Raw genomic sequence first — 12,066 nt, 5'->3', positions numbered from 1 at the left:
TCAGATCGCATGCAACACGGAAAAAAGATCTATGACACAGGCTGTTTTATGGACGGCAAAGGATGCCGCCACCGCAACGGGCGGCAAGGCCACCGGTAACTGGCAGGCATCCGGCCTTTCGATTGACAGCCGCAAGACCCGCAAGGGGGATGTGTTCATCGCCCTGAAAGGCCCGAATTTCGACGGTCACAAATTTGCCACCAGTGCGATTGAAAACGGTTGTGTCGCGGCAATGGTTTCCGACCCGGCCTACCTCCCCGCCGATGCCCCCTGTCTGGTTGTTGATGATACGCTTGATGCGCTGAACCGTCTTGGTCTTGCCGGGCGGGCACGCAGTACCGCCAAAATCATCGCCATAACCGGCAGTGTCGGCAAAACCGGCACCAAGGAAGCCCTGAAATATCTGTTGGGCGAACAGGCCGCCACCCATGCCAGCCCGGCCAGTTTCAACAATCACTGGGGGGTGCCAATGAGTTTGGCCATCCTGCCCGTCAATACGCAATATGGCGTTTTTGAAATCGGCATGAACCATCCCGGTGAAATCAGTCCGCTGGTTAAAATGGTCAAACCGTCGGTCGCCATCATCACCACCGTTGTTGGCGCCCATACCGAGTTTTTCAAAAATGAAGGCGAAATTGCCACCGCCAAGGCCGAAATTTTTGATGGGCTGGAACCGGGCGGCACCGCCATTCTGAACCGCGACAACCCTCATTTCTTTGCCCTGCAACGCCGGGCAAAGGAGCTGGGCATTGAAAATATCAAAAGTTTCGGCACCGATGCCGTGGCCGATTACCGCCTGTTTGAAGCCAACATCACCCCCGACGGCAGCGCCGTGCGCGCCCGCATGAATGGTCGCGATATTGAATATTTTGTCGGTTGCCCCGGCGAACACTGGGTGATGAATTCCCTTGCCGTGCTGGCCGGGGTCGAGGCGCTGGGCGGGGATATTTTACGCGCCGCACAGGATTTTGCCGATTTCACCCCGCCTGCCGGACGCGGGGCACAACATATTGTTGACCTGCCCGGCGGCGATGGCAGCTTTACCCTGATTGATGATGCCTATAACGCCAATCCGACATCGATGCTGGCCGGATTAAATGTTCTGGCCGCGACCAAACCACAGAACGAAGGCCGCAAGATCGCGGTTCTGGGCGATATGCGCGAATTGGGGAATGCATCGGAGAAATTGCATGGCGACCTTGCGCATCCGGTGATTGCCCTTGGCATTGATGCCGTCTATACCGTCGGCCCGATGATGGCGGCCCTGCGCGACGCCTTGCCTGACAATCTGCATCTTGGTCATTTCGAGACGGCCGAAGACGCCATTGCGCCGATCCGCGCCGGTTTGCGCGACGGCGATGTGGTTTTGGTCAAGGGATCGCTGGGCATTTACGTTTCTAAAATTGTTCAGGCTTTAAACTTCACATCCACGGGCAATTCCCCGCATAAAAACGACGCATGAAGGACGTAAGGCACGGCGATGCTTTATAATCTGCTTTATCCGATGGCCGACCAGTTCCCGGTATTCAACCTGTTCCGTTACATCACGTTCCGGACCGGCGGGGCAATCATGACGTCGCTGGTTCTGGCCTTTGTGCTGGGACCGTGGCTGATCAATCTGTTGCGCTCCCGCCAAAGCGAAGGGCAACCGATCCGAGAAGATGGCCCCGAAAGCCACCTTCTGACCAAAAAAGGCACGCCAACCATGGGCGGCCTTTTATTGTTGATCTCCACCACCATTGCCACCCTGCTGTGGGCGGATTTGAAAAATCCGTTTGTCTGGGCGGTTTTGATGGTCACCATCGGATACGGGTTTCTGGGGTTTCTTGATGATTATCTGAAAGTTTCCAAACGAAATTCCAAGGGCTTGCCCGGCAAGATCAAACTTTTGGGGCAGTTTGGCATTGCGGCGGCGGCGGCCTTCTGGATTTCGTCCTATACCGCCGATCCGTTATCCACCGCCCTGGCATTCCCGTTTTTAAAGAATTTCCTGCTGGATCTGGGCTGGTTCTTTGTTCCGTTTGCAATGTTTGTCATGGTTGGTGCCTCAAACGCCGTCAATCTGACCGATGGTCTGGATGGTTTGGCGATTGTGCCGGTGATGATTGCAGCGGCCAGTTTCGCCCTGATCACCTATCTGATCGGCAATATCCAGTTCGCCGAATATTTGCAGGTGCATTATGTCGCCGGATCAGGCGAACTGACGATTTTTCTGGGTGCGCTGGTCGGGGCGGGCCTTGGCTTTTTGTGGTATAATGCCCCGCCTGCGATGGTGTTTATGGGCGATACCGGGTCGCTGGCCTTGGGCGGTGCATTGGGTGCGGTGGCGGTTGTCACCAAACATGAACTGGTTCTGGCAATTATCGGCGGCCTGTTTGTTCTGGAAACATTGTCCGTCATCATTCAGGTCGCATCCTTCAAAATGACCGGCAAGCGAGTGTTTCGCATGGCCCCGCTGCATCATCATTATGAGAAAAAAGGCTGGCAGGAACCGACCATCGTTATCCGGTTCTGGATCATCGCCGTCATTCTGGCGCTGGTCGGTCTTGCTACATTGAAATTGCGCTAAAACGGATCGGTAAAAAGTGATCGAACTTTCACATCTGCGCGGAAAAATCGTTGCGGTTCTGGGTCTTGGAAAATCCGGGCAGGCCAGTGTGAAAGCCCTGATCGCATCAGGTGCAATTGTCTGGGCCTGGGATGACAATCCTGACAGCCTCCTGCAACTGGACACCCTGAATCTTGCCCCGGTCAATATCGCGGAATGTGACTGGAACGATCCGGTGATGCTGGTGATCAGCCCCGGCATCCCATCGACCTTTCCAACCCCGCATCCGGCGGCGGAACGCGCCCGGCGGGCCGGGGTGCCGATCATTTGCGATGTGGAATTGCTCTGTACCGCCCATCCCGATGTGCCAACCCTTGCCATCACCGGCACCAATGGCAAATCCACCACCACCGCCCTGACTGCCCATATCCTTGCCCATGCCGGTGTAAAAACACAGGCCGGGGGCAATCTGGGCAATCCGGCACTCGGATTTGATCCGATGGAGGCGGATGACTGTTTTGTTCTGGAACTGTCCTCCTATCAACTTGAACTGCTGCAAGACGCCAGTTTTGATGCCGCCGCCCTTTTGAACATCACGCCCGACCACCTGGACCGGCATGGTGGCATGGATGGCTATATCGCGGCCAAAAGGCTTGTTTTTGCCCGCGCCAAAGGCCCGAAATGGGCGATCATTTCAGGCGATGATGAACCCTGCCACCGCATTGCCGAAGAACTGGCCCGCGAAGGGGGCCGTTACATCGTGATGATTTCGGTGCGTGAAACCGTTCCACACGGGATTTATGTCCGTGACGGCCATCTGATTGATGATCTGGACGGCACCGCCGATGCCGTGTTTGATTTGCGCCAGGCAACCCATATGCCGGGCCTGCATAACTGGCAAAATATTGCCTTTGCATATGCGCTGTGCCGGGCACGCGGCATCGATGCCGCCAAAATTATTGATGGCATCATGAGTTTTCCGGGCTTGGCCCATCGGCAGGAACGGCTTGGCGCGATTGACAGCATTGTCTTTGTCAATGACAGCAAGGCCACCAATGCCGAAGCCACCGCCAAAGCGCTATCCGCCTATGACAACATCTACTGGATTCTGGGCGGCAAACCCAAGGAAGGCGGCATTGACGGTCTGGACGTATTTTATGACCGCATTCGCAAGGCGTTTTTGATTGGCGCAGCCAGTGATGCCTTTGCCGAAACGCTTGAAGGCAAATTGCCGTTTGAATCCTGTGGCACGCTGGAAATCGCCGCCAGCCGGGCGCTGGCCTGTGCGCGTGCCGATGGTGTTGCCGGGGCTGTGGTGTTGTTGTCACCGGCCTGTGCGTCGTTCGACCAATATAAAAGTTTCGAGGCCCGCGGCGATCATTTTCGCGATCTCTTTGCCCGGTTTGAACGGGGGCAGGCATGAAAACCCCGTTTGGCAATACCCCCAATATCGCCTTTTCCCGTGCCGATACGTCGGTTCTGGGGGTATGGTGGTGGACGGTGGACCGCTGGATGCTGGCGGCGACCATTCTGCTGATGGGAATTGGTGCATTGCTGGTAATGTCCGCCAGCCCACCGGTCGCTGACCGCATCGGCGTTGACAGTTTTCATTTTGTCCGGCGGCAATTTGTCTTTCTGACCCTTGCGATTCTGTGTGCGGGCGGCATTTCGTTGCTGTCGGTCAAATGGGTGCGCCGGGTGGCCTCCATCCTGTTTTTAGGGGTGATTTTCCTGTTGATCCTGACCCCCTTCATCGGGTCAGAGATCAAGGGTGCCATCCGTTGGATCAATCTGGCCGGGATTACGGTGCAGCCATCGGAATTTCTCAAACCCGCCTTTGCCGTCGTCATCGCCTGGATGTTTTCCGAAGGACGGCTGAACCCCAATTTTCCCGGCTATATCGTCAGTTGCCTGTTGCTGGCAACCTCGATCATTTTACTGATGATCCAGCCGGATTTCGGGCAAACCATTGTCATAACCGTTATCTGGGCCACCCAGATTTTTCTGGCCGGATTACCGATGGTTCTGGTGTTTGGTCTGGGCTTTGGCGTGTTCGGGCTGGCGGTGACCGCCTATCTGGTTTTGCCGCATGTGCAATCACGTGTGGACCGTTTTCTGGACCCGGCATCAGGCGACAATTACCAGATCGAACGCTCGATGGAAGCCTTCATGAATGGCGGCATCATGGGGCGCGGTCCCGGCGAGGGATCGGTTAAAAATTATCTGCCCGACGCCCATTCCGATTTTATCTTTGCCGTTGCTGGCGAGGAATTCGGGCTGTTATTCTGTTTGTTGATGGTGGGCGTTTTTGTTTTCATCATGATCCGAGGCCTGTCGCGCCTGATGGGCGAACGCAATCTGTTTGTCGTACTGGCCGTCACCGGCCTTCTGGTGCAGTTCGGTTTGCAGGCCCTGATCAATATGGCATCCGCCCTGCAATTGATGCCACCCAAGGGCATGACATTGCCCTTTGTGTCCTATGGCGGGTCTTCGACCGTCGCCCTTGCCATCGGCATGGGCTTTATTTTGGCCCTGACGCGAAAAAGAACCGGTGAATAATGCACGATCCGGCCTTGGCTTGAAGGGATATTAACCTTTCTGGGTTTTTATTTTCACAGCCCTTCATCCTATCGTGCGCAGGTTCTATGTCCAATATGGTATCCCCCGATTTTTCCGTTGCTGAAAAACCGCTGACCGGTCTGTGCATTGCCCTGACATCGGGCGGGACGGGCGGCCATATGTTTCCGGCGGTATCGCTGGCCCGCGCACTGGTTCGGCGCGGGGCCGATGTGATATTTTTCACCGATGAACGCGCCGCACGCTATACCGATGGTGTGGAGGGGGTCCGCACTATCATCCTGCCCGCCGGGGGACTGGCCGGAAAAGGCATTCGGGGCAGGATCAGCGGCCTGATCAAACTGGGCCTTGGCACGATGCAGGCCCGCCGCCACCTTGCCAAAATCCGCCCGGCTGCGGTGATCGGCTTTGGCGGTTATGCCTCGATCCCGGCAACCTTGTCAGCGAAATGGCTGGGCATTCCATTGGCACTGCATGAACAAAATGCCGTTCTGGGCCGGGCCAACCGGGTGATGGCCGGTGCAGCACAGCGCATTGCCACATCCTTTGCCAATGTCCGCATGCTGGCCGATACCGACCGGGCCAAAATCGTCTGGACCGGGAACCCGGTTCGCAGCGAAATTGCAGCCCTGAATACCGCCCCCTATGACACCCCGACCATTGATGGTCCGATCCGTATTTTGATAACCGGCGGCAGTCAGGGTGCGCGCATTCTGTCTGAAATTCTGCCCGATGCCCTGATCGCCCTGCCCGACGCCCTGCGTGCCCGGCTGCATGTCTCGCAACAGGCCCGCGCCGAAGACATCGAAGCCGTCACACAAAAATATGCCGGATCGGGCATTGATGTCACGTTACGGCCTTTTTTCGACGATATCCCCGACCGCCTGCGGCAATGCCATCTGGTCATTGCGCGTGCCGGGGCGTCAACGGTGGCAGAACTGACGGCGGCCGGTCGCCCGGCCCTGCTGGTACCCTTGCCAAATGCCATTGACGATCATCAACGCTATAACGCCGAACAGCTTGAGGCCGATGGGGCAGCGTGGCTGTTGCCACAGGACCGTTTCACGGTTGAAATATTATGCGACCGCCTGACGCAGTTGCTGGGCAATCCGGCGACCCTGATCCGCGCCGCAGAAGCCGCGCGGATCAGTGCAAAGCCGAATGCCGCCGAACGTCTGGCCGATATGGTTTTGGGATTATTGGGACTGGACCCGGCCGGACAACCGGAACCGTCCCCTGCAAAAAAAGACGTCCACGGAGATACAGTATGAACAGCCTGCCACTTGGCATCGGGAATATCCATTTTGTCGGGATTGGCGGCATCGGCATGTCCGGCATTGCCGAAATTCTGCATAATCTGGGCTATGCGGTGCAAGGATCGGATATTTCCGACAACGCCAATGTCAGCCGTCTGCGCAATCTGGGCATCCGGGTTTTTATCGGCCATGATGCGGCCAATGTCACCGACGCCAAGGTAGTGGTGATCTCAACCGCCGTCAAACCCGACAACCCCGAAGTCATCGCCGCACGCGCCAATCTGGTGCCGGTTGTCCGCCGGTCGGAAATGCTGGCCGAACTGATGCGCCTCAAAGCCGCCATCGCGGTCGGCGGCACGCACGGCAAAACCACAACAACATCCCTGATTGCCACCATGCTGGATGCCGCAGGCCTTGATCCGACCGTCATCAATGGCGGCATCATCAATTCCTATGGCACCAATGCACGCCTTGGCGATGGCGACTGGATGGTGGTGGAGGCCGATGAGTCTGATGGCACCTTCGTCAAGGTGCCCTCGACCATTTCGGTTGTGACCAATATCGACCCCGAACATCTTGATCACTGGAAAAATTTCGACCAGTTGCGCGAAGCCTTCAAAAACTTTGTCCAGAACATCCCGTTTTATGGCTTTGCCGTTTTGTGCATTGACCATCCCGAAGTCCAGGCCCTGATTGGCAAGGTAACGGATCGCCGCATTTTCACCTTTGGCTTTTCCCCGCAGGCCGATGTGCGGGCCGTCAATGTCCGCACCGATATCGGGCAAAGCACCTTTGACGTTATCATCCGCGACCGAATTGACGGTGCCGAACGGGTGATCCGCGATGTGCGTCTGCCGATGGTCGGGGATCACAATGTGTCGAACTCGTTGGCCGCGATTACCGTAGCACTGGAACTGGGCATTGCCGATGATAAAATCGTATCGGCCTTTGACGGTTTTACCGGTGTCAAGCGCCGCTTTACCAAAACCGGCGAGGTTGACGGTGTCACCATCATTGATGATTACGGGCATCATCCGGTTGAAATCCGCGCCGTTCTGAAGGCCGCCCGCAAGGCAACCCGAAACAATGTCATTGCCGTGGTCCAGCCGCACCGCTATTCACGCCTGCATGACCTGTTCGAGGAATTCTGTACCTGCTTTAACGATGCCGATACCGTGATTGTCGCCGATGTCTATGCCGCCGGGGAAACCCCGATTGACGATGCCAATCGCGACAGCCTGATCGAAGGATTGCGCAATCGCGGCCACCGGCAGGTCATCGCCCTTGATGGCCCGGAACAACTGGCCGGACTGGTGCGCGACACCGCCACACAAGGCGATCTGGTGGTATGTCTGGGGGCAGGTTCGATCAGCGCCTGGGCCAATGCCCTGCCCGCCGAACTGGAGGCCCTGAAATCCTGATGAGCACGCCCGGCCATCATACCCCGTTGATCGACCGCCTGCCCAAGGTGCGTGGCAAGTTGCGCGAAGGTGCGTCGCTGGCAAAGGTCACATGGTTTCAGGTTGGCGGCCCGGCGGATGTGATGTTTCGCCCGGATGATGCCGCCGATCTGGCGCATTTCCTGAAAAACCGGGATGCCGATATTCCGATAACGGTGATTGGTGTCGGATCGAACCTTCTGGTACGCGATGGCGGCATTCGCGGGGTGGTCATCCGGCTGGGGCGTCCCTTTACCGATATCACGATCACCAATGATGAAATCCATGTCGGGGCCGGAGCACTGGATTTGAATGTCGCACAAATTGCCCAACAGGCCGGGCTGGCCGGGCTGGAATTCCTGTCGGGCATTCCCGGCACAATTGGCGGGGCAATCCGAATGAATGCCGGGGCCTATGGCCGCGAAATCAAGGATGTTCTGATCCGGGCCGATGCTGTTGACGGCAAGGGTAACCTGCACAGCGTCACAATCGATCAAATGGATCTGTCCTATCGCCATTGCGGCCTGCCCGCAGACTGGATTTTCACATCCGCCATCTTGCGCGGCACGCCCGATCATCCCGCCGATATTGCCAAACGCATGGCCGATATTGCCGATGCCCGCACCGGATCGCAACCGGTCAAATCGCGCACCGGCGGGTCAACCTTTGCCAATCCTCTGCCGGAACGGGCATGGGAAGTCATTGATGCCGCCGGGTGCCGGGGCCTGACCATTGGCGGGGCGCAAATGTCGGAACAACATTGTAATTTTATGATCAATCTGGGAACCGCCAGCGCCCTTGACCTTGAAGAACTGGGCGAGGAAGTCCGCAAGCGGGTCAAAACCCGGTCCGGGATCGATCTGCGCTGGGAAATCCGGCGGATTGGTGAACGGCTGGGCCATTCTATCGTGGGGAAAGACGCATGAACAAACATGTCGCTGTCATTTATGGCGGCTGGTCGGCGGAACGCGACGTTTCGTTGTCTTCGGGCCGCGAAGTCATCAAGGCCCTGCGCGAAAAGGGGTATGAGGTGACGGCTATTGATGCCACCCGCGACCTGCCCGCCCAACTGGCATCGCTGACCCCGAAACCCGATGTAGTGTTCAACGCCCTGCATGGCCGTTGGGGCGAGGATGGGGTAGTACAGGGATTGCTGGAAATCCTTGGCATTCCCTATACCCATTCCGGGGTGCGGGCATCCGCCATTGCCATGGATAAAATGGCCGCCAAGGCGATGTTTGCCGAATATGACATTCCCTGTGCCCGCCATGTCTGGGTATCGCGGGACGATATCGCCAATGGCCATGCCTTGCCGCCACCCTATGTCCTGAAACCCAATAACGAAGGATCATCGGTAGGCGTTGAAATCATCCTGACCGCCGAAGAAGAACAGAACATGCTGGCACGGGACTGGGTTCATGGCGATGGCGTGATGCAGGAAGAATATATCCCCGGTCGCGAGATGACGATCGGTATCCGCGATGGTAAGGCGATGGAAATCATCGAAATCATGACCGGCAATCATGCCTTTTATGATTATCAGTCGAAATATGTCGCCGGTGGATCGGAACACATCATCCCCGCCAACATCCCCGAACCCCTGAGCATCCGCCTGAAACAATTTGCCGAACAGGCCTATCGGGCGCTGGGATGCAAGGGCGTTGCCCGGGCCGATTTCCGCTATGACCCGCTTCATGACCGAGTTGTCATTCTGGAAATGAACACCCAGCCGGGCCTGACACCGACATCACTGGTGCCTGATGCTGCCCGTCACGAAGGCATGAGCTTTGCCGATATTGTCGCATGGATGGTCGAGGACGCCTCATGCGAACGATAGCCGAACAGGCCCGCGAACGCAGCGAAAAGGTCAAAAGCCAGACCGGAACCACCGCCACATTGCGGCGCGTCGCCCGGTTTTGCTGGTGGACCAGCCTGATTGCAATTGGCGTTCTGGGCCCGATTGCCCTGATCAATAGCGGCAAAACGGCGCAATGGATGGAAATTGCCCATGCCGAACTGATCGACCTGTCGGTCAAAGCCGGAATGGTTGTCGAAAATATCGAGGTTTCGGGCCGTCATAAAACCGACCCCGATGCCCTTCTGGCGGCCATCGGCCAGAAACCCGGATCGCCGATTGTCACCTTTGACGTTGTTGCCGCCCGCGAACGTATCGAACAATTATCATGGGTGCGCAAGGCGCTGGTCGAACGCCGCCTGCCCCATACCATTATTGTCGAGATCGAGGAACGCCGCCCCCTTGCCCTGTGGCAACGCGATGACGGTCATGTCCTGATTGATAGTGACGGTGCCCAATTACAGGATTACGCACTGGGCGATTATCTGAATCTGCCGGTTCTGGTCGGCGAAGATGCACCGCAACATGCCGCCGAAATGATCGATGCCCTTTCATCCGTGCCGCGCCTGTTTGAACAGGTGACAGGCGCACAACGCATTGGTGAACGGCGCTGGAACATCCAGATGGCGAACGGCATGTTTATCCGTCTGCCCGAAAACGATATCAAAAAGGCCTGGGCGCGGCTGGATCAGCTGGATCAGGAAAATGACCTGTTATCGCGCGATGTCTTGATTGTCGATTTGCGTCTGCCCGACCGGACTTTTGTCCGTCTGACGCCTGATGCCGCCGAAAATCGCCGCAATCCGAAAAAAGAAGGCGCTGTCTAATCTTGCCCCGGCGGCGGGCAACCTGCCATTTGCCCATGCCGTTTTGCAAAACGTTCCTGTATATTAAAGTATTATATCCGGGCCCCTTAACCAATTTGCAACCGCTTGTGGCCGAAAACCGGCATAACAGCAATAATGACCGAGCAAACAATTGGCACGCAGCAAAACGAGATCAGGATTGATCGCGGCCCTGGATATTGGAACATCCAAGGTCTGTTGTTTTATTGCGCGCCCTGACAAGGCCGGACAGCCGAAGATAATCGGCATCGGCCATAATATGTCCAAGGGCCTGCAAAGTGGTTCCATCGCAAATCTTGACGCCGCACAGGAAGTTGTTCTTGCCGCGGTAAATGCGGCTGAGAAAATGGCGGGGCAAACCATTGATTCTGTCATCGTCAATCTGTCGGGCGGCCGCCCGGTGTCGGAAACCCATACGGTTGAAGTTGCCCTGGGGTCCCGCCCGATTGGTAATCTTGAAATCCGCAAACTGAATGACCACAAAGAAGCCCTGCTGCGTCAGGCAGGCGACGAATTGATCCATACCGTGCCGCTGGGTTTCCGGGTTGACGATGCGCAAGGCCTACAAGATCCGCGTGGCATGTATGGATCGGTGGTCGGTCTTGACCTGCATTTCGTCCGCACCCAGATTGCCGCCCTGCGCAATCTTGAAACCCTGCTGGCGCGCTGTCATCTGTCGATTGAGGAAACCGTGGTCACCCCGTTGGCATCGGGTCTTGCCGCCCTGACCCCGGATCAGCGCGAACTGGGTGCCACCGTGATCGATATGGGAGCGGGCACCACCAGCGTCGCGGTTTTTTACGGCGGACAAGTGATTTATACCGCGACCCTGCCGGTTGGCGGGGCACATGTCACCCGCGATATTGCCTATGGGCTGAACACCTCGCTGTCGCACGCCGAACGGATGAAAACCCTGCATGGCAGCGCCCTGACATCGCCATCCGACGATCAGGAAATCCTTGCGGTTCCGGTGATTGGCGATGAAGACGAAAACAACGTCAATCATGTACCGCGTTCCATGCTGATCAACATCATCAAGCCACGCCTTGAAGAAACATTTGAATTGATCCGCGATCAACTTGAAGAACATGGTCTGGCACAAATCAGCGGGCGCAGCATCGTTCTGACCGGCGGGGCCAGCCAGTTAAACGCCATTGGCGATCTGGCCGGACAGATGTTTGAACGATCCGCCGTGATTGCCCGCCCTCACGGGGTATCCGGCCTTGCCGAAGCCACCGGTGGTCCGGCCTTTTCGGCCTGTGTCGGCTTGTTATTGCGGTCGGTTGAACATCAAAACGATCCGCTCAGCGAAGCCATGCACCATATTCGCCAGTCCGGCGGACGGTGGGGCCGTTTGGGAGCGTGGCTAAAGGAAAATTTCTGAAACAGGTGTTTTTAGCACCCTTTAACGCTGTTTTTTCCGGAATCATTAAAAATATCGCATCTGCGGGCCAAGCATTAATACGGCAATAACCCTTTGCCAGCTAAAACGAATGTCAGGGTCTTGTCACGACTTGGGGAAGGTTGTGACAATCCCGAAGCTCTA

Annotated in this window: 10 protein-coding genes; all 10 read left to right on the top strand. The window is 56.8% G+C overall.

Annotation, left to right across the window (positions count from 1 at the left end):
- Positions 1-31: 31 nt before the first annotated feature.
- Positions 32-1,462, top strand: coding sequence for a UDP-N-acetylmuramoylalanyl-D-glutamyl-2,6-diaminopimelate--D-alanyl-D-alanine ligase (locus Q8O73_RS11010; RefSeq protein ID WP_305558207.1), 1,431 nt, complete (start codon positions 32-34; stop codon positions 1,460-1,462).
- 18 nt (positions 1,463-1,480) lie between these two features.
- Positions 1,481-2,569: a phospho-N-acetylmuramoyl-pentapeptide-transferase gene (mraY, locus tag Q8O73_RS11005; protein WP_305558206.1), complete on the top strand. Its 1,089-nt coding sequence runs from the start codon at positions 1,481-1,483 to the stop codon at positions 2,567-2,569.
- A 16-nt stretch (positions 2,570-2,585) separates the two neighbouring features.
- On the top strand, positions 2,586-3,971 hold the full coding sequence (gene murD / locus Q8O73_RS11000; protein WP_305558205.1) for a UDP-N-acetylmuramoyl-L-alanine--D-glutamate ligase: 1,386 nt from the start codon (positions 2,586-2,588) through the stop codon (positions 3,969-3,971).
- On the top strand, positions 3,968-5,107 hold the full coding sequence (ftsW, locus tag Q8O73_RS10995) for a putative lipid II flippase FtsW (protein WP_305558204.1): 1,140 nt from the start codon (positions 3,968-3,970) through the stop codon (positions 5,105-5,107). Before murD ends, ftsW begins: the two co-directional genes overlap by 4 nt.
- Positions 5,108-5,193: 86 nt before the next feature.
- Positions 5,194-6,396: an undecaprenyldiphospho-muramoylpentapeptide beta-N-acetylglucosaminyltransferase gene (gene murG, locus Q8O73_RS10990; protein WP_305558203.1), complete on the top strand. Its 1,203-nt coding sequence runs from the start codon at positions 5,194-5,196 to the stop codon at positions 6,394-6,396.
- Positions 6,393-7,802 carry a UDP-N-acetylmuramate--L-alanine ligase gene (murC, locus tag Q8O73_RS10985; protein ID WP_305558202.1) on the top strand — a complete coding sequence of 470 codons (1,410 nt, stop codon included), beginning with the start codon at positions 6,393-6,395 and terminating at the stop codon, positions 7,800-7,802. The genes murG and murC overlap by 4 nt, the downstream gene beginning before the upstream one ends.
- Positions 7,802-8,746 carry a UDP-N-acetylmuramate dehydrogenase gene (gene murB, locus Q8O73_RS10980; protein ID WP_305558201.1) on the top strand — a complete coding sequence of 315 codons (945 nt, stop codon included), beginning with the start codon at positions 7,802-7,804 and terminating at the stop codon, positions 8,744-8,746. Before murC ends, murB begins: the two co-directional genes overlap by 1 nt.
- Entirely contained in the window at positions 8,743-9,657 is a 915-nt protein-coding gene (locus Q8O73_RS10975; protein ID WP_305558200.1) for a D-alanine--D-alanine ligase, read from the top strand. Before murB ends, Q8O73_RS10975 begins: the two co-directional genes overlap by 4 nt.
- Complete coding sequence (locus Q8O73_RS10970; RefSeq protein WP_305558199.1) at positions 9,645-10,502, top strand: cell division protein FtsQ/DivIB; 858 nt, start codon at positions 9,645-9,647, stop codon at positions 10,500-10,502. The genes Q8O73_RS10975 and Q8O73_RS10970 overlap by 13 nt, the downstream gene beginning before the upstream one ends.
- A 151-nt stretch (positions 10,503-10,653) precedes the next feature.
- Positions 10,654-11,904, top strand: coding sequence for a cell division protein FtsA (gene ftsA, locus Q8O73_RS10965; protein ID WP_305558198.1), 1,251 nt, complete (start codon positions 10,654-10,656; stop codon positions 11,902-11,904).
- Positions 11,905-12,066: the final 162 nt, after the last annotated feature.

It is taken from the genome of Thalassospira sp., assembly GCF_030690045.1.
Taxonomy (GTDB): domain Bacteria; phylum Pseudomonadota; class Alphaproteobacteria; order Rhodospirillales; family Thalassospiraceae; genus Thalassospira.
The sequence above is the reverse complement of the archived record's forward strand: the minus strand, read 5'-3'. Positions and strand labels throughout refer to the sequence as shown.

Coding starts and splice junctions, on each gene's coding strand:
- murB (WP_305558201.1), top strand. CDS start 7,802: ATGAGCACGCCCGGCCATCATACCCCGTTGATCGACCGCCTGCCCAAG.
- Q8O73_RS11010 (WP_305558207.1), top strand. CDS start 32: ATGACACAGGCTGTTTTATGGACGGCAAAGGATGCCGCCACCGCAACG.
- murG (WP_305558203.1), top strand. CDS start 5,194: ATGTCCAATATGGTATCCCCCGATTTTTCCGTTGCTGAAAAACCGCTG.
- Q8O73_RS10970 (WP_305558199.1), top strand. CDS start 9,645: ATGCGAACGATAGCCGAACAGGCCCGCGAACGCAGCGAAAAGGTCAAA.
- ftsW (WP_305558204.1), top strand. CDS start 3,968: ATGAAAACCCCGTTTGGCAATACCCCCAATATCGCCTTTTCCCGTGCC.
- murC (WP_305558202.1), top strand. CDS start 6,393: ATGAACAGCCTGCCACTTGGCATCGGGAATATCCATTTTGTCGGGATT.
- mraY (WP_305558206.1), top strand. CDS start 1,481: ATGCTTTATAATCTGCTTTATCCGATGGCCGACCAGTTCCCGGTATTC.
- Q8O73_RS10975 (WP_305558200.1), top strand. CDS start 8,743: ATGAACAAACATGTCGCTGTCATTTATGGCGGCTGGTCGGCGGAACGC.